This is a genomic window from Nocardiopsis sp. NPDC101807 (assembly GCF_044766605.1).
Taxonomy (GTDB): domain Bacteria; phylum Actinomycetota; class Actinomycetes; order Streptosporangiales; family Streptosporangiaceae; genus Nocardiopsis; species Nocardiopsis tropica.
Genome location: NZ_JBIWMK010000003.1, coordinates 419030 through 436893 on the forward strand (window position 1 = coordinate 419030; position 17864 = coordinate 436893).

General features: G+C 72.7%; 16 protein-coding genes. 2 read left to right on the forward strand and 14 right to left on the reverse strand.

Features of this window, described 5'->3' with window-relative positions; all coding sequences use genetic code 11:
- Window positions 1–28: 28 nt before the first annotated feature.
- The 4 genes from ACIRPH_RS11250 to ACIRPH_RS11265 form a co-directional block, all read right to left on the reverse strand.
- On the reverse strand, window positions 29–508 hold the full coding sequence (locus tag ACIRPH_RS11250) for a hypothetical protein (protein WP_402912527.1): 480 nt from the start codon (window positions 506–508) through the stop codon (window positions 29–31).
- A 246-nt stretch (window positions 509–754) separates the two neighbouring features.
- Window positions 755–1588: a MetQ/NlpA family ABC transporter substrate-binding protein gene (locus tag ACIRPH_RS11255; RefSeq protein ID WP_402912529.1), complete on the reverse strand. Its 834-nt coding sequence runs from the start codon at window positions 1586–1588 to the stop codon at window positions 755–757.
- Between the two features lie 367 nt (window positions 1589–1955).
- Entirely contained in the window at window positions 1956–4349 is a 2394-nt protein-coding gene (locus ACIRPH_RS11260) for a flippase-like domain-containing protein (RefSeq protein ID WP_402912532.1), read from the reverse strand.
- A gap of 87 nt (window positions 4350–4436) precedes the next feature.
- On the reverse strand, window positions 4437–5165 hold the full coding sequence (locus tag ACIRPH_RS11265; protein ID WP_402912535.1) for a TetR/AcrR family transcriptional regulator: 729 nt from the start codon (window positions 5163–5165) through the stop codon (window positions 4437–4439).
- 123 nt (window positions 5166–5288) lie between these two features.
- Between ACIRPH_RS11265 and ACIRPH_RS11270 the strand changes: the two genes are divergently transcribed.
- Complete coding sequence (locus ACIRPH_RS11270; protein ID WP_402912538.1) at window positions 5289–6245, forward strand: NAD(P)-dependent alcohol dehydrogenase; 957 nt, start codon at window positions 5289–5291, stop codon at window positions 6243–6245.
- A 61-nt stretch (window positions 6246–6306) separates the two neighbouring features.
- Here ACIRPH_RS11270 and rpmF read toward each other — a convergent pair whose 3' ends face one another.
- The 4 genes from rpmF to ACIRPH_RS11290 form a co-directional block, all read right to left on the reverse strand.
- Complete coding sequence (gene rpmF / locus ACIRPH_RS11275) at window positions 6307–6477, reverse strand: 50S ribosomal protein L32 (RefSeq protein WP_402912541.1); 171 nt, start codon at window positions 6475–6477, stop codon at window positions 6307–6309.
- A gap of 66 nt (window positions 6478–6543) precedes the next feature.
- Window positions 6544–6792 carry a type B 50S ribosomal protein L31 gene (locus tag ACIRPH_RS11280; RefSeq protein ID WP_267945241.1) on the reverse strand — a complete coding sequence of 83 codons (249 nt, stop codon included), beginning with the start codon at window positions 6790–6792 and terminating at the stop codon, window positions 6544–6546.
- A gap of 79 nt (window positions 6793–6871) precedes the next feature.
- On the reverse strand, window positions 6872–7036 hold the full coding sequence (gene rpmG, locus ACIRPH_RS11285; protein ID WP_402912545.1) for a 50S ribosomal protein L33: 165 nt from the start codon (window positions 7034–7036) through the stop codon (window positions 6872–6874).
- A 702-nt stretch (window positions 7037–7738) separates the two neighbouring features.
- Complete coding sequence (locus ACIRPH_RS11290; protein WP_402912548.1) at window positions 7739–8476, reverse strand: hypothetical protein; 738 nt, start codon at window positions 8474–8476, stop codon at window positions 7739–7741.
- Between the two features lie 309 nt (window positions 8477–8785).
- Between ACIRPH_RS11290 and ACIRPH_RS11295 the strand changes: the two genes are divergently transcribed.
- On the forward strand, window positions 8786–9403 hold the full coding sequence (locus tag ACIRPH_RS11295; protein WP_402912550.1) for a TetR/AcrR family transcriptional regulator: 618 nt from the start codon (window positions 8786–8788) through the stop codon (window positions 9401–9403).
- Between the two features lie 94 nt (window positions 9404–9497).
- On the opposite strand, the gene ACIRPH_RS11300 is transcribed toward ACIRPH_RS11295, so the two are convergent.
- The 6 genes from ACIRPH_RS11300 to ACIRPH_RS11325 form a co-directional block, all read right to left on the reverse strand.
- The gene (locus ACIRPH_RS11300) at window positions 9498–11276 is read right to left on the reverse strand and encodes an ABC transporter ATP-binding protein (protein WP_402912553.1); all 1779 of its coding nucleotides are present in this window, start codon (window positions 11274–11276) and stop codon (window positions 9498–9500) included.
- 46 nt (window positions 11277–11322) lie between these two features.
- Window positions 11323–12336, reverse strand: a complete 1014-nt coding sequence (locus ACIRPH_RS11305) for an ABC transporter permease (protein WP_267945247.1) — start codon at window positions 12334–12336, stop codon at window positions 11323–11325.
- Window positions 12337–12424: 88 nt separating this feature from the next.
- Window positions 12425–14173 (reverse strand): ABC transporter substrate-binding protein, encoded by a 1749-nt coding sequence (locus ACIRPH_RS11310; RefSeq protein ID WP_402912556.1) that lies wholly within the window; start codon window positions 14171–14173, stop codon window positions 12425–12427.
- A 104-nt stretch (window positions 14174–14277) separates the two neighbouring features.
- Complete coding sequence (locus ACIRPH_RS11315) at window positions 14278–15318, reverse strand: ABC transporter permease (RefSeq protein ID WP_402912559.1); 1041 nt, start codon at window positions 15316–15318, stop codon at window positions 14278–14280.
- Window positions 15319–16040: 722 nt separating this feature from the next.
- Complete coding sequence (locus ACIRPH_RS11320) at window positions 16041–16553, reverse strand: cellulose synthase (protein WP_402912561.1); 513 nt, start codon at window positions 16551–16553, stop codon at window positions 16041–16043.
- A gap of 253 nt (window positions 16554–16806) precedes the next feature.
- Entirely contained in the window at window positions 16807–17514 is a 708-nt protein-coding gene (locus ACIRPH_RS11325; protein WP_402912564.1) for an HAD family hydrolase, read from the reverse strand.
- Window positions 17515–17864: the final 350 nt, after the last annotated feature.

Genomic DNA, 17864 nt, shown 5'->3' on the forward strand with positions numbered 1-17864 from the left:
GGCAGGTGCGGTGCGGGCTCGGCCACCGTCACTCGCCGCCGCCGTCGCCGCCGTCCCCGCCGGTGCTGCCGCCGTCTCCGAAGAGGGAGAGCGCGAACCCGACGCCGCCCGCGCCCATCGCGTAGGGGGCGAGCCAGGAGGCCGCCTCGACCGACGCGAGGAGGAACAGGACCGGGAACATGACGACGAAGAGGACGAGCCCGGCCCTGGCCACGCGGTTCCGGACGCTGCCGCCGCCACCGGGTTCCCGGCCGCCGTTCCCGCCGTCCCCGGCCCCGTCGTCCTCGGCCCCGTCGTCGCTGCCGGCAGCGACGGCGACGGAGGTGCTGCCGTCACCCGCTGCCCCCTTCCACCGCGTGCGGGTGAGCAGGACCAGCGCCGCGGTCACCGCCGCCAGGGCGGTGAGCGGGAGCAGGGCGGACGGGTCGCCGGCCGCCACCCTCCCCACCAGGGGGTAACCGATGCCGCCCGCGGTGCCCAGCGCCAGGAAGACGAGACAGCCTCTCATAGGACCTCCGAAGTAGGGGCCCATCACGGTAGGCGTTCGCGGGGCCGCCGCGGAGGGAGATGGCCCCATCCGGCCACGGGTTCGAGCGGTCGGACCCGGCGGCCGAACCCTCGGCCGGAACCGATGCTTTCAGGGGGACCCGTCGGCGACCGCGGTCGGCCGCCCGCACGGCACACGGCCGCCCCACCGGTGCGGTGGGGCGGCCGTGCGGGTGCGCCTCCGGACGGGGCGCGCGGGAGGCCGGGGTCAGCCGGCGGTGACGGGGATGACGCTGCCGGCGTACTCCTCCTCGATGAACGCCGCGGTCTCCGGCGAGGTCAGCAGCTCCACGAGGGTGGCCACGCGGGGGTCGTCGGCGTTGTCGGCGCGGGCGGCGAGGACGTTCACGTACGGGTTGCCCTCGACCTGCTCCAAAAGGATGCTGTCCTCCTCGAAGTCCAGGCCCGCCTCCTGGGCGTAGTTGTTGTTGACGATCGCGGCGTCCACGTCGTCCAGCGAGCGGGGCAGCTGCGCGGCCTCGACCTCGCGGAACTCCAGGTCCTTCGGGTTCTCCTCGATGTCGGAGAGCGAGAAGGTGGCCTCGTCGACGCCCTCGGCCAGGGTGATCAGGCCGCCCTCCTCCAGCAGCAGGAGCGCCCGGAACTCGTTGGTCGGGTCGTTGGGCAGCGCGACCTCGGCGCCGTCCTCCAGGTCCTCGACCGCGTCGACCTCGTTGGAGTAGAGGCCCAGCGGGGGCAGGTAGATCTCCTGGACGGAGACGAGGTCGGTGCCGTTGCCCTCGTTGAACTCGTCGAGGAAGGGGGCGTGCTGGTAGAGGTTGGCGTCCAGCTGCCCCTCGTCGAGGGCCGCGTTGGGGGCGATGTAGTCGGAGAACTCGACGATCTCCAGGTCCAGCCCGGCCCCGGCCGCGAGTTCCGCGTCGACGAACTCCAGGATGTCCCCGGCGGGGACCGCCGTCGCGCCGACCACGAGGGTGTCCTCGCCGGAGGCGGCTTCGGAGGCGTTCTCGGACGGGGCGCCACAGGCGGCCACCGCCAGGAGTACTGCGGTGGCGGGGACGGCGATGGCGGTGCGGCGCATGAAGGGGATCCTCACGGGTGCGGTGCGGTGGAGGAAACGGGACGGACCCGGCCCGCCACCAGAATTTCCTATTTTCCCGATCTTAATTGAGGATTACCCCCGCCGACGCCCGCCAGTGACAAACGGCACATGATGGGATCACTGGCCTGACCTGCCCGGACCGGTCGTCTCCGGGCCCGGGGCCGCGGTGGTTCGACGCCCTCGCCCCCGCGCCGGGACAGGCGCCCCGCCGACGGGCTCCGCCTTCCGGCGGGGAGGGGCCGCGGGTCGCGCGCCGCCCGCTCGCACGGGCCCCGACCTCCCAGGTTAGCGCCGTCGGCCACCGCGCTCCCCCGGCGGGGCCGGGCGCGCGCCCGCCGCCGCCCGGTCAGATCGCCTCACGGCGCTGGAGGTGGCTGAAGGCCGCCCAGCCCGGCAGCACCGGGAACCAGAAGGTCAGCAGCCGGAACAGCAGCACCGCGGGCAGCGCCACGGCCGCGGGCACGCCCGCCACGGCCGTGAGCCCGCCGATCAGCGCCGCCTCGACCGCGCCCAGGCCCCCCGGGGTGGGCGCGGCCGAGCCGATCGCGTTGCCCGCCAGGAAGACCACGGCGACCGCGACCAGGCTCACCTGCGTGCCCGGGTCGGTGAAGGCCGCCACCGAGGCGTACAGGCACAGCACGAACCCCACCGTCAGCAGCAGCGTCCCCCCGAAGCCCAGGAGCAGGGAGGACGGGCTCTGGAGCATGTCCAGCAGCCGCGGCAGCACCCCCCGCAGGTAGGGGCGGGTCCGGGAGGCGATCGCGCGGCGCATGCGGGGCGACAGCAGGACCACGGCGACCACCGCGGTCCCCGCGATGCTGATCCCCACGACGGTCGGCGAGGGGGTGAAGCCCGTCCAGTACGAGGCGCCGGTGAGGTAGGCGCACACCAGCAGCAGCGGCACGTGGACGAGGAACCCGACCAGCTGGGTGAGGCCCACGGCCGACAGCGCCAGCGCGGCGGGGGCTCCCGCCCTGGTGACGAAGCGGGTGTTGACCGCGATGGACCCGAGCCCGGCCGGGGCGGCGATCCGCACGAACGAGGCCGCGTACTGGACCATGACCGTGCGCCACCAGGGCAGAGGGACGGGCACGAACCCGACCAGGATCATCGCCGCGGCGACCATGCACACGGTGGACATGACGAAGGCGACGGCCGCCCACACCGGGTCGGCCTGGCCGATGGTGCTGAAGTCGATCCCGGTCAGCTGGTAGAGGAGCACCAGTCCGACGGCGGTCGCGACCACGACGCTGACGATCGTGCGGGGCCGCATGCGCTCCAGGCGTGCCGGTTCGGCGGGCGCCTCGGGGGCGAGCTCGGCCATGCGCTCGCGCAGCCGGCCCAGGAGCCCGCGGTGCGCGCGCAGGCCGGCGCGCAGCGGGTAGGGCAGGCCGGCCGGTTGCAGGAACGGCAGGATCGCCGCCGTGGAGGGAACCCCGAGGGAGCGCACGGCAGAGTCCACCGCGCGCTCCGCGCCGACCCTCATCGCCAGCAGGGTGACCATCGCGGCGTGGTCGAGGGAGATCCTCATCTGCGGTGCGGCCACCGTGCCCCGGTCGATGCCGGTGAACCCCGCCCTCTCCGGGGCGGTCCCCAGGACCCCGACCGCGGCCCCGCTGAGCCCGCCGTGGGCGATGCGGTGGCGGTGCAGGGTTGCGAGCCCGTTCCAGCACAGGTCGAGGACGTCGTCGGTGAGGGCGTCGTCGTCCAGGTCCTCCAGGGGCAGGGAGTCGGGGAGTTCGCGGACGAGGACGACGGTGCCGGGGCCGAGTTCGCCCACGCCCAGGACCCGGGGGACGGCGACCCCGGCGTTCCGGGCGGAGTAGCTCATCAGCGCGGCGTGCTCGGCCCGGCGGCGCACGCCGTAGAGCATCCGGGGGGCGACCGGCCCGCGCAGGAACACCAGGTCGCGCAGGCGCCGCCAGAACCCGGAGGTGTTCTCGGAGCTGAGCACGGTGACCTCGACCCGGCCGCCGTCGTCGAGCTCGGCCAGGTGGCGCGGGTTGCCCTCCCGGTCCTCGCCCGCCCGGGCGACGGCGGTCGCGGTCATGCCGAACCGTTTCAGCTCGGCGCGCAGGCGCCGGTCGTCGGCCGGGGCGGGAGCGCCCGCGCCGATGGCGTAACGGGCGAGGAAGGCGCAGGTCAGACCGACCAGGACGGTGAGCACGAGGGCGAGCAGGCTGGTGACCCCGGCCAGGAGGGCGCAGACCGCGACGACGGTGTTCCCCGCCCACAGGACGGAGCGGGTGCGCGGCAGGCCCGTGGGCATCGTGCGGATGAAGGCGAGGACCGCGGCCACGTAGCCGAGGGTGGCGCCGGTGAAGACGTCGTCGGGGGCGGGGGTGAGGGGGTTGGGGACCTGGCCGGGGCTGATCAGGGTGGCCAGGACGGCGTTGATGAGGGAGGCGAGGACGTAGGCGGCGACGCCCGAGGCCATGGCGCGCGCGAGGTCCCCGGGCCTTCCCGTGAACAGGGTGCGCAGGACGACGTAGCAGACCAGGACGATGATCACCAGGTTCGCGCCCACCGCGACGAGCAGGAGCAGGCCGGAGGGCATGATCGCCCGGAGCCGGTCGGGGTCGGCCGCGTCGCCGCTGTCGGTGGCCACGCGGACGGCGAGCATGATCGCCGCCACCAGCAGCAGGCCTGCCGTTCCCAGGAGGAGGTCGACGGGTCTGCGCGGTGTGCGCGCGGTGCTGGGGTCCGGGGCGGGGGCGTCCGGGGCGGTTCGGGTCGTCACGGGTCCAAGCCTGCCCGACTCCCGGGGATTCGGATGCCAGGGGCGGGGGCGTTTCCTGCGTCCGGTCGGGGTGCGCCCCGGTCGGCGTCAGTCCCCGGGAAGCCGGTACAGCTGCCCCAGTCCGATCGGGGGCGCCGGGGGCAGCTCCCCGGAGCCGCCCCCGCTCTCGAAGGACCGGAGCAGGTGGGCGACCAGGCGCTTCGAGGCCGCCCGGGTCGTCTCCGGGTCGGACGTGGCGACGCCGCCGTTGGCCAGGAGCACCAGGACGAGGTCCTCCCGGGCGAAGTCGGCGCGCAGCCGTCCCGACCCCTTGGCCCTGCGGACCAGCTCGTCCAGGCCGTGTTCGACGTGGACGCGCCGCTCGTCGAAGCCGTCGGAGTCAGGGAAGGCCGCGAGGAAGGCCTCGGTGAAGCCCTTGTCGGCCGCCTGCATGGCGCACACCTCCGTGAGCACCGTGCAGAAGGCGCGCCAGGGGTCGGGGTCGGCGAGGGCCTCGTCGACCAGCCCGGCGCACTCCGCCATCTCGTCGGCGAAGACCTCGGCGACCAGGGCCTCCCTGGTCGGGAAGCGGCGGTAGAGGGTCGCCGGCCCCACCCCCGCCCGGCGCGCGATCGCGACCATCGGCACGTCGATCCCGCGCTCGGCGAACGCCGCCCGGGCGGCCTCCAGGATGCGCCGGCGGTTGTGCCGGGCGTCGGACCTCAGGGCCCGGCCCGCGATCGGGGGTTCGCGCACGGCGGGCGGGCCCGCCCCCGACGGGTTCTCCGCGGCGCGGGCGGCGCCGCCGGGCTCCATCCGAGAGGTTCGCTCTGCCATGCCTCTCACTTTACGGCAAACGGATGAGGCTGTCCGTTTAGCGCGCTAGCGTGGAGAGAAAGCGGACGACCCTGTCCACATAATGCGGGGAGCGTGTCCTCCGCACGTCCGAAGGAGTGGGTCATGGGATCGGCGAACCTGATGAGAGCGGCGCTGTACGACGGGTACGGCCCCCCGGAGGTCCTGTACGAGGGCCGGGTCCCGGCACCGACCGCCGGCCCCGGGCAGCTGCTCGTGCGGGTCCACGCCGTCAGTGTGAACGGCGGAGAACTGCTGCTGCGCTCGGGCGGGCTCCGCTGGGTGGCGGGCCGCTCCTTCCCCAAGAGGGTCGGCATGGACTTCACCGGCGAGGTCGCGGAGACCGGGCCGGGCGCCACCGGCTACCGGGTGGGCGACCGCGTGTGGGGCCTGCTCCCGAGAATGGGGTTCGGCAGCGCGGCGGAGTACGTGGCGGTGCCGACCCGACAGGTGTCCCTGGCGCCGGAGGGCGTCGACCTGGTCGAGGCCGCGGCCCTGCCGGTCGGCACGACCTCGATCACCGCCCTGCGCGACAAGGCCCGCCTCAGGAGCGGCGAGCGGGTGCTCGTGCGCGGGGCGAGCGGCGGCGTGGGCAACACGACGGTGCAGCTCGCGAAGGCGATGGGCGGGCGCGTCACCGGACTCGCGTCCGCGCGCAACCTGGACCTGGTCCGTGAGCTCGGCGCCGAGGAGGCCTTCGACTACGCCGCGACCCCCCTGGCCGAGCTGGGGAGGTTCGACGTCATCGTCGACAGCGCGGGCTCGGACCTGCCCGCCCTGCGGCGGCTGCTGGCGCCCGGCGGGCGCATGATCGGGCTGTCCTTCGACTCGGCGGCCATGGTGGGCTACGTCCTGGCCTCGTACGTGTTCGGCCCGCGGCGGGTGCGGTTCTTCAGCGGCCAGCCGCGGCACGCGCTGTTCGCCGACCTGACCAGGTACGTCGAGGAGGGCGCCCTGCGACCCGTGGTGGACACGGTGCACCCGCTCTCGGACGTGGCCGCCGCGCACCGGGCGCTGGAGGCCGGGGGCGTGCGGGGCAAGCACGTCGTCCGGGTGGTCTGAACACGGACGCCGCCGCGCACCGGGGGCGGCCCGGCGCGCGGCGGCGGTCGTCGCGTCCCGCTCAGGCGGGCGGGGGGAGCAGCCCGCGCCGGTAGGCGCGGACGAGGTTGCGCGGCACCAGGTGCTCGCGTCCCCCCAGGGTGACGCGCACCCGGTCCGGGGTGGCGGCCTTCCACTGGGAGCGGCGCGTGCGGGTGTTGGAGCGCGACATCCTGCGCTTGGGTACGGCCATCGGCGCTGTCCTCGTCGTCGTGGGGTGGGTCGGGCGGCGGGGCGCTCGCCCCGCCGCGGTCGGGCGTCAGCCCTTGCGCTGGTAGCGGCGCTGGAAGCGCTCCACGCGTCCTGCCGTGTCGACCACCCGGGCGTTGCCGGTGTAGAAGGGGTGGCTGGCGCTGGAGATCTCGACGTCGATCAGCGGGTAGGTGTTGCCGTCGCTCCACTCGATGGTCTTGTCGCTGGTGGCGGTGGACCTGGTGAGGATGGAGAAGTCCCCCGCGCGGTCGCGGAAGACGACGGGCCCGTAGGCGGGGTGGATTCCGGGTTTCATGCGTGCCTCCTGGCGGTGTCCTCGGCGCCGGCCCCGGTCGGGACCGGGGCGCGGCGGCTGTGCGGGCGGCCGGGCCGGGTCAGCGCTCCTCGCGGAACTCGACGTGGCGGCGGACCCGGGGGTCGTACTTGGTCAGGGTGAGCCGGTCGGGTGTGTTGCGCCGGTTCTTGCGGGTCACGTAGGTGTAGCCCGTGCCCGCCGTGGACTTGAGCTTGATGATGGGGCGGACCTCGTTGCGTGCCATGGATCACTCCTCGGGTTCTCACGCCGTATAAGCCAATGATAACCGTTTTCATTCCCGGATCGTCCGGTCGGTTCACAGCGACCGGCCGGCGGGAGGGGACGCGCGGCGGACCCGCCGCCCAGGGGAGCCTCGGCGCGCGGGGCCTTCCACCCCGTTGCGGCGGGACGCACTCGACGAACAGGACGGTTTGTGACTTTTCGTAGCGGAGAACTGCGGAGTGTCACCGGCGCGTGGTACGCAGGTTCCGTCTTCCCCTTCCCTCGGCACCCGGAGGCGTCTGTGACCGCACGCAACTTCAAGGGCCGGTTCTCGTCATGGCCGACCACGGCCTTCTTCGTCTTCTGCGGCGTCCTGTTCCTGGCCATGGTCAACGACTGAGGAGCATCCGTGATCGTCTCCGGACCCTGTCCGTACTGCAGGCGCAGGATCGGCTCACCCGCGCGCGGGCCGCGCGGGAGCCGCCGTCTCGGCGAGGGGGTGGAGGGGCGGGCCCGGTCGGCGCAGGGGCCCGCCCCCGGGCCACCGCACCGTACCGACCCCCGGGAGACAGGAGCCCGGGGCACGACACGGCGCCAGGAGGGGGGACCCTCCCCCCGGACAGGGGGGAGGACTCCGCCGCGTTCGCGCCCCTGAAACGCCCCGGCGGGCGCGACCGGCCGCGCCCGCCGGCTCCGGCCGCCCTCCGCCCCCGTCAGGGGCGGGTCAGCCCCCCTCCACGGCTCCGCGCCGCACCGGGCGCCAGTACTGCCGTTTCCCCTCCTCGCGCACGACCACGCCGAGCCGGGCGAGCTCGCCGCGCAGCTCCGCGCAGTCCTCCGCGTCCCCGGACTCCAGCGCGGCCCGGCGCGCCCTCAGGACCGCCTGCGCGTGCTGCTCGAGGCCGGGCATCCCGTCCACCCAGCGCTGGAACTCGTCCGCGTGCGGGTCGTCGTCGCACCACCGGTAGCCGTGCGCCTCGAAGGCCGCGCGGAGCCGCCCGGCGCCGTGGTCGGTGCGCTCCCGGGCGGCCTCGGCGCTGTCCGGGGCGAGGACGACCAGGTCCTTGCCGTCCAGGAAGACCGTGCCGACCCGGTCGCGCCCGACCTCCGCCCCCTTCCCCCCGCGGGTGATCCGCACGCCCCCGTCGCCGACCTCCACCACGACCATGTCGCCGTAGGACAGCAGCGCCAGCAGTGCGCCGGCCCCCAGGCCGACGGCGGCCAGGACCGCGGTGAGGACGGGACCGGCCAGTCCGGCGAGGAGGTCGACCTGCTCGCGCCCCGGCACCACGGGAAGGGCGTGGACCCACTCCGGGAGCGCCGCCAGCCACCCGGGGACCATGGACAGGACCCAGCCCGCCGCCGTTCCGAGGAGGGGGAAGCACGTCCACAGCAGCACGTGGGCCACCGCCCCGTCGCGGACCACGGTCGGTCGGTTCGTCGCCTGCTCGGCCCTGCTCATGACGCCTTCTCTCGGGTTCGGTCGACGACGGCTCGCCCGTCGCGCGGTACCGGCGCGACCCGGCGCGGCGCGCCGGGGTCGGTCGGCGGATCCCCTCGCACGGCGAGGAGGTCGGCGGCGCGGCCGGGTTCGACCGCGCCGACGCGGCCCCGCGGGACCAGGACGGCGCGGTCCCGGCGCGGCGTGAGCGAGGCGCCCACGGGCGCCGTCGCTCCGGGGAGGGCGGGTACGCGGTCGTTCTCCACGGGCCCCGAGCTCCTCTCTCCCGGTGTTCGCCATGGTCCTAGTTGAGCATATAGGATTCTATACATGCAACCAGTCGACAGGACGGACGAGGACCGGTCCTTCATCGAGGACGCCCGACGCAGGCAGATCGTCACGGCGGCGATCGCCGCCATCGCCGAGGAGGGGTACTCACGCGCCTCCTTCGTGCGCATCGCCGCCCGGGCCTCGATCAGCCCGGGGCTGATCACGTACCACTTCAAGACCAAGGAGAACCTGATCAGAGAGGTCCTCGGCCACATCGACGCCCGGCTGGACCGCGCGATGGAAGGCGGACCCGAGCCCCTGGAGGGCTTCGAGGACGGCCTGCGCCGGATCGTCACCGGCCACGTCACGTACTGCGCGAGCCACCCCCAGGAGATGGTCGCGCGCCGGGAGGTGCTCTCCGCCGCGCTCCCGCCCGCGCTCCAGGAGCACGTCGCCCGGGGGAACGAGGCGGGCCGGGCCGAGCTGGTCGGCTTCCTCGCCGAGGGGCAGCGCCACGGGGAGTTCCGCCCCTTCGACCCCGAGGTCTTCACCGACGCCCTGTTCGCCGCGCTCGGCTCCGCCCCGCGGTCCGTGGCGCTGCGCCCCACGGAGGAGCACGCGGCCTACGCCCGCGAGATGGCGGACCTGTTCGCCGAGGCGGCCACCGGGCGGGGGTGAGCCGCAACGGCGGAGGCGCCGGGGGGGGGTCCCCCCCGGCGCCTCCGCGTCCTGCCGTTCCGCCCGCCGGCGGCCCGTCCCTGCCGGGACGGGCTCAGGCGGCCTCGCCCTTGGCGCGCTTCTCCACGCGCTCCGCGCGCAGGCGGCGGGCCTCGTCCGGGTCCAGCACGGGCGCCGCCGTGAGCAGCTGGCGCGTGTAGTCGCTCTGCGGGTTCTCGTACACCGAGTCGCTGTCACCGGACTCGACGACCTCGCCGGCGCGCATGACGGCGACGCGGTCGCTGACCTGGCGCACCACCGCCAGGTCGTGCGCCACGAAGATGTACGTCAACCCGAAGTCGTCCTGCAGCTCCGACAGCAGCCGCAGCACCTGGTCCTGCGTCGACACGTCCAGCGCCGACACCGGCTCGTCGCAGATGATCAGCTTCGGCTTGAGGATCAGCGCCCGCGCGATCGCGATCCGCTGGCGCTGACCGCCCGAGAACGCGTGCGGGAACCGGTTGTAGTGGTTGGGCTCCAGCCCCACCCGCTCCAACAGCTCCTGCACCTGCCGCCGGATCTTCTTGCCGTCCTTCTCCCCCTGCACCCGCAGCGCCGTGCCGATCGCGTCCCCCACCGTCAGACGCGGGTTGAGCGAGGAGTACGGGTTCTGGAACACCATCTGCACATCACGGCGCAGCGGACGCAGCGCCCGCTCCGACATGTGCGTGATGTCGCGCCCCTCGAACTCCACCCGGCCCCGGGTGGGCTCCAGCAGACGCATCACCATCCGCGACAGCGTGCTCTTGCCCGACCCCGACTCCCCCACGATCCCCAGCGTCTCCCCCTGGCGCAGATCGAAGGACACCCCCTTGACCGCCCAGAAGTCCGTGGCCTTGCCCCACGTGCCGCCGCGCACCTTGAACCGCTGCGCCACGTCCTCGACCCGCAGCAGCGGCTCTCCGGCGTTGTCGCCGGCGCCGCTCACGGGCGGGACGAAGGCCTTGAACTCGCCGGGCTCGGTGACCGCGCCCTCGCGCTGCTCCTTCTCGATCCGGTCCGCGCGGTCCTGGGCGCGCCGCTGGGCGCGGGAGACCTCCACGCGCGGCACCGCGGCCAGGAGCCCCTGGGTGTAGGGGTGTTCGGGGGCGGACAGGACCCGGCGCACGTCGCCGCGCTCCACGGCCACGCCGTGGCGCATGACCACGACCTCGTCCACCGACCCGGCCACCACGGCCAGGTCGTGGGAGACCAGGATCAGACCCATGTTCAGATCGCGGCGCAGCTCGTCCAGCAGGTCCAGGATGCGCGCCTGCACCGTCACGTCCAGCGCCGTGGTCGGCTCGTCCGCCAGCAGCACCTTGGGATCGCACATCAGCCCCATCGCGATGACCACGCGCTGGCGCATGCCGCCCGAGAACTCGTGCGGGTAGGAGTTGATCCGCTTGGCCGGGTCGGGGATGCCCACCCGGTCCAGGGACTCGACCGCCCGCTTGAGCGCGTCGGCCTTGGAGGCCTTGGGGTTGTGGATCCGGTAGGCCTCGACGAGCTGGTTGCCGATCGTGTACTGCGGGTGCAGCGACTGCATCGGGTCCTGGAACACCATCGCGATGTCGTTGCCGCGCATCCGCCGCAACTGCTTGTCCGACGCCGACACCACGTCCTTGCCCGCCACCTCGATGGCCCCGCTGATCCGCGCCCGGCTCCCCCGGTGCAGACCCATCAGCGCCAGCGACGTCACGCTCTTGCCCGAGCCGGACTCGCCCACGATGCCGAGGGCGCCGCCGGCGGGCACCTCGAAGGACAACCCGTTCACCGCCTGGACGTCGCCGTCCATGGTCGGGAACACCACCCGCAGGTCGTCCACCCGGACGACGGGCTCGGTCGAGGCCATGTCACATTCCTTCATTAGAGCTGGTCTGGTCGAACGCTGTCGCGCGTTACTTCGCGATCCGCACCCGCGGGTCGACGATCGGGTACAGCAGGTCGACGATCAGGTTGCAGATGACGATGAAGACGGCTCCCAGCAGGGTCACGCCGAGCACCACGGGCAGGTCCTTGCCGATGATGGCGTCGATGGCGTAGGCGCCCACGCCGTTGAGGGAGAACACCTTCTCCGTGAGGATCGCGCCGCCGAGGACGAGGCCCAGGTCCAGGCCGAAGATCGTCACGATGGGCGTCAGGGTCGGGCGCAGCGCGTGCTTGAAGATCACGCGGCGCTCGCTGAGCCCCTTGGCGCGGGCGGTGCGGATGTAGTCCTCGCCCAGGGTCTCCAGCATCCCCGCGCGGGTCTGCCGCGCGTACTGGGCCGCGTGCAGGAACGCCAGCGTCACCCAGGGCAGGATCATGACCTGGAACCAGCCGACGGGGTCCTCCCCCAGCGGCACGTACCGCGAGACGGGGAACAGGTTCCACTCGTGGACGAGGAAGGCCAGGGCCAGCAGGCCGGTGAAGTACACGGGCATGGAGACGCCGACGAGGGCGGTCCCCATGGCCAGGCGGTCGAAGAGGCTGCCCTTCTTGACCGCGGACAGGACGCCGACGGCCACGCCGCCGATGACCCAGATGACGGCCGCGCCGAAGGCCAGCGACATCGTGACCGGCAGGCGGTCGAGCAGCTGGGGCAGCACGGGGCTGTTGGTGGTGAAGGAGTAGCCGAGGCAGGGGGCCGCGCACTCCACGGTCTCCCGACCGAAGGTGTACTCGGAACCGAAGAGCAGCGACTTCACGAAGTCGAAGAACTGCACGGCGATGGGCTGGTCGAGGCCGAGCCGGGCCACCGTGGCGTCGAGCGCCTCGGGCGTGGGCGCCTTGCCCACGTACATGGCGGCCATGCCGCGCGGGGTCACGCCCGCCCACCGGGGCAGGACGTAGAAGATACAGAAGGTCACCGCCGTGACGACGGCGAGCAGCAGCAGCCCCGCTCCGAGGCGGCGAAGAATATAGTTCAGCATCGCGGTCGGCGGCGGGGGTACCCACGGGGCCGTGGGACCCCCGCCGCGTTCACCTGCCTTCTCGTACTAGTTCAGGCCGGTTGGGGCTCTAGCCCCGGTCCACGCCGATGGCCATGAAGTCGTACATGGCGTACGACGACGTGTAGTAGACGTTGGTCAGCTCGTCCGAGCGGTAGAACATCGCGCGGTCGAAGACGACGGGCAGGATGGCCGCCTGCTCCATGACCAGGGTGTCGATCTGGGCGTAGATGTTGGCGCGCTCGTCCGGGTCCTCGGTCTTGAGGGCGTCGTCCCAGAGGCCGTTGACCTCGGGGTCGTCGAGCTCGGACGTGTTGTAGTTGCCGGTCGCCTGGATGGCGTCGCCGTCGGTGATCTTGGAGGCGAAGCCGTAGCCGGTGGCCCAGTCGGGGATCCAGCCGGAGACGCTCAGACCGATGTTGTTCTCACGGACGTAGTCCTGCGAGCCGGCGTACTGGGCGAAGAAGTCCTCGGCCGGGAAGGTCTGGATGTCGGTCTGGATGCCGACGCGCGTCAGGGACTCCTGCAGGGCCTCGGCGGTGGCGACGTCGTTGGGACGGCCGTCGCGGACGGCGATGGTGGTCGAGAAGCCCTCGTCCTCGCCGCACTCCTCGAGCTTGGCCTGCGCGGCCTCCAGGTCGCCCTTGTTGTCCGTGGACGGGTAGAGGTTCGACTCCGGGTCGGCGCCGGGGATGGTCGGCGGGAGCAGGTTGGTGGCGAGGTCGCCGCCGCTCTCACCGCCCCAGGCGCGGTGCAGGCTGTCGTGGTCGGCCGCGTACATGATCGCCTGGCGGCAGGCGACGTCCTCGATGACCGGGGTGTGGATGTTGACGTAGCGCAGGGCGCCGGAGAGCGGGTTGTCCAGGTTGGGCTGGGCCGCCTCGTCGGTGAGCAGCGTGCTCTTCATGGCCGGGCCGACGCCGGTGCCGGAGAGGTCGACGTCGATCTCGCCGTTGACCAGGCGCTGGTCGATCTCGTCCTGGTCCACGCCGATCTCGACGGTGATCTCGTCCGGCAGGGCCGGGCGGATCGGGTCGGTCTCGCCGTCCCAGTGCTCGTTGCGGGTCAGGTTGAGCGCGACGCCGGGCTGGTAGGCCCCGTCGAACTTGTACGGCCCGGAGGAGACGACGTTCTCCTTGTAGAGCGCGCCGCGGTCGCTGTCCAGCGGGACCGGGGCGGTCTGCGGCTGGGTCAGGATGTACGGGAACTCGGAGAAGGAGTCCTTGAGGTGGAAGACCAGGGTGTAGTCGTCCGGCGTCTCGACGGAGGTGAACTCCGCCATCGGGTCGTCGCTCTCGAAGACGTTGAACGGCTCCTGGTCCAGGTGCGCCTCGAAGTAGCGCGGCCCGTTGGGCAGCTCGCCGCCGTTGTAGTTCGAGCGGGCGATCGCGTACTTGATGTCCTGGGCGGTGATCTCGGAGCCGTCCTCGTACTTGAGGCCCTCCTGGATCTTGACGGTCCACTCGGTGAAGTCGTCGTTGGACTCGGGCATGCCGGTGGCCATGTCCGTGGTGAGCTCGGTGGACTCGTTGGCCGGGGCCGGGGTGAACGCCAGAAGCGTACGGGCGTAGTAGCGGGTGAAGTTCCAGCTGAACCCGTAGTAGGTGTCGCCCGGGTCGGTGGAGTCGAAGTCCGAGGAGATGGCGTAGCGCAGGGTGCCGCCGGTCTGGTCGGACGGGTTCACGATCTCCGTGGAGCCCTGGTCGTAGGTGCCGTTGGCCTGGGTGTCTCCGCCCTCGGAGCCACCACCGCCGCAAGCTGAAAGGAAGATGGACGCGGCCGCGCCCAGCGCGACGAATCCGAGGGTGCGTTTCCTCAAGGAACTGCCTCTCTTGCGAACCTGATGTGGGGATGGGATCGACCAGTGGTCGGACCCGTGCCTTGGATGGCGTGGGCTGGGCGGGGCAGCCACACCGGCCTTGGTCAGTCGGAGGTCTTGGGGTCGAAGGCGTCCCGGAGGCCGTCGCCGAAGAGGTTGAACGCCAGGACCGTGATGAAGATGGCCAGGCCCGGGAAGAGGATGTAGTACGGGGCGGACTGGGCCAGGGGGACCGCGTCGGAGAGCATCTTTCCCCAGCTCGGGGTGGGCGGGTTGATGCCCACCCCCAGGAAGCTCAGGGCCGCCTCGAAGAGGATGTTGGTCGGGATCAGCAGCGTGGAGTAGACCACGATCGGCGTGACCAGGTTGGGCAGGATCTCCCGGAAGAGGATGTGCCGGTTGCTGGCTCCCAGGCTCCTGGCCGCCTCGACGAACTCGCGCTCGCGCAGCGAGAGCGTCTGTCCGCGGACGATGCGCGCGATGTAGGGCCAGTTGAAGAACCCGATGATGAACACGATGACGCCGACGCGGAGCCCGTTGCCCTGGAGTCCGAGGACCCCGTCGGGGATGACGCCGACGAGCGCGATGGCGAAGAGCATCAGCGGGAAGGCGAGGAAGACGTCCATCGCCCGGCTGATGAGGGTGTCGACCCAGCCGCCCTTGTAGCCCGCGATGATGCCGAGGACGGTTCCGAGGGCCACGCACAGCAGCGTGGAGAGGAAGGCCACCAGCAGGGAGATCTGGGCGCCGTAGAGGATGCGGCTGAACAGGTCGCGGCCGGTCTTGGGCTCGACGCCCAGCAGGTGGTCGCCGCTGATGGCGCCCCACGGGTCGGTGTCGAAGGGGTCCGGGTTGTCGGGGTCCCTCATCGGCAGGCCCGTGTTGGGCTCGATCAGGTCCTGGTTGAACTGGGTGGGGGGGTACCCGAACCACTTGACCAGGAGGGGCGCGAGGATCGCGGCCAGGATGAGCAGTACGACGACGATCCCGGAGACCATCGCGACCTTGTCCTTGCGCAGCCGCTGCCAGGCGATCTGCCGGAGGGACCGGTTGCCCGCGTCACTGCGGCCCACGGGGGCCGTCACTGCGACGTCCACAGCGTCGGACTGCTCCGCCGACTCAGGGACATGCGAGGGCGCGCTCATCAGGCCACCACTCTCCACTCATACGCTTCTGGCCGAGGGGAACGCGCAGATCCCACACGTGAGACCTCCGGGGGTTGACCCGTCGGGTGTCTCACGGTGGGGCCGGCCGGTTCTCGACGCTGGCTGGCGTGGGCGCTGGTCCGCGCGGCGGGTGGGTGCCCCGCCTTCGCTGACTCTGGCCGCCGGGGTGCGCCGCTTCACATGAGGAGTTGGGCACATCCGGGGACCGTCACGCCCGGGCTGTTACACAGCGACAAACCTACTCGCCCTTTGAGCGCATATCGTCCAATCCCTGGCCATGTATCTAAATCGTGACAAACACTGTCAAAAAACGTATATAACAACAAATGATGACAGAGTTCGCATTCATCCGACGACCGGCCGCGAGCTGGGGCGATGTGGCACTGACGCGATCCCCAACGATACGTCCGCTTCCGTCCGCATCCGCCCCGGGAACGGGGTCCTATGGCAAGTGCTATGCCTCGGAAAGTGACGGATCGAACGCGCAGAGCGATCAGAAACCTCGCCGTTACTGCGCCGTCATCACCCCGAGAACCTGGGGATCCGCACGCTCCGTCACCGGAACCGGGCCGCCCGCCACAGGGGCGGGGTCCGACCCCGGGTCCGCCCGGCGACCGGTCCGTGGTATCGGGGCGGGAACGGGCGCAGCAGTCGGCCCCGCGCCCTGGGGAAGGGGACGCGGGGCCGGTGCGGAGGGGGCCCTACTCGATGCCGCGCTTGCGCAGGAGGGCCTCGATGTCGCCGAGGTCGGCGAGGTCGTCGTCGGCGGCCGTCTTCTTCGGGTTCTTCGGAGCCGCGCCCACCTGGCCGGCCGCCGGCCCGGCCGCCCCCGCGGCGCCCGCCCGTCCGCCGCCCCGCGCGGCCTTCGGCTCCTCGGACGCCCCGCTCCCGGACCGGGTGCCCACGCCCCGGGCCGCCATGACGCCGGAGACGACGTAGAGGACCACCGCCAGGCCCGCCAGGACCACGCCCGCCCACACGGCGGGGTTGAACAGCAGCCCCACCAGGATGCCGACGATGCTCATGACGAACTGCCAGACGGCGTTCATCAGCCCGATCAGACCGGCGGCCAGCGGGAGCAGCGACCACGCCACCCCGCGCAGGCCGTGGGCGGCGCCCTTCGCGCGCCACACGACGAAGGAGATCACCAGCCCCACGAGGGTGAGGCCGCCTCCCAGGATCACACCGGTCATCCACGTCAGGTTCTCAGGCATGGGCCCAGTCTCCCATCCGACGCCGGAGCGCACATCCGGTCGATCCCTTAGGGCTTGCCCCCGATCCGGCGCCCGTGCCGGGGCCCTTCTCCCACGTTACCCGCGTGCCGGCGGGCCGGGCGGGGGCACGGGGCACTCCGGCGGCGGCGCGGCCCTCCGCTCCCCCGGGACCGGCCAGGGTCGCGGCCCGGCGCGCGGGCTCCGGGCCCGTCGCTGACCGTCCTCCCCGGCCCGGGCCGGGGAGGACGGGCGGTCAGCGGTCGGCCACCAGCGACTCCAGCCAGTCCAGGTCCACGCCCACCAGGCTGTCCCGGAAGACCACGCCCTCGCGCGGCGGGATCTCCACGTGGTTGGGCACGGCGACCGTGACGCACCCGGCGTCGGCCGCCGAGGCCACGCCCACCGCCGAGTCCTCGAAGGCGACGCAGCGCTCGGGGTCCACGCCCAGGCGCCGGGCGGCCCTGAGGTAGGGGTCGGGGTGCGGCTTGTTGGCCTCGACCTCGTCACCGGCCACGGAGTCGTCGAAGCTGTCGATGCCGATGCCGCCGATCGCCGCCTGGATGAGCTGCCGTTCGGTGGAGGTCACCAGGACCACGGGCACACCGGCCAGCGACAGCATGTCCACCAGCTCCTTGGCCCCCGGGCGCAGCTGCGCCCCGCCCTCCAGCTTGGTCCGGAACTTCGCGTAGAGCAGGTCGGCCACCTGGCGCGGGGTGAGGTGGTCGGCTCCGGTCAGGGCGACGATGTAGCGGCCCACCGGCTCGGCGGCGTTGCCGACGTTGGCCTCGTGGTCCCTCTCGGTCCACACCCCGCCCAGCTCGGCGACCAGCTCGGCCTCGGCCTCCCCCCACAGGTGCTCGCTCTCGATGAGGGTGCCGTCCATGTCCAGCAGCACGGCCTGGAGCCGTCTCCCGGTCCCGGTCTCGGAGGTCTCACGGCTCAGCGTGCTCGGTTCACTCATGCGTTCGGCGGCGCGTCCCGGCACCCGGCCGGGCGGAGCGCCGCACTCTCCCCTCGTGTGTGATGGGTACCCCAGCCCGCCCGCGGGGCGCCCCTGCGTTCATCGTGCCGAACCGGGGGAGCCCGCGCCGTGAAGGGGACCTGTCGGCGTCCTTTCCACACTACGAACACTCGGGCGGGGGCGGGGAGAGAGCTGCCCCACAGTCCGCGCCCGGGAAAAGGGGCGCGGGGCCCCCCCCCCGGGGGGGGGGGGGGGCGCCCGGCCCGCCGCACACCAGGGATGAACACCCCCCCCGGGGGGGGGATGCCAACCCCGGCCTGGGCCCCCGCCGCCCCCCCCGGCACTACACC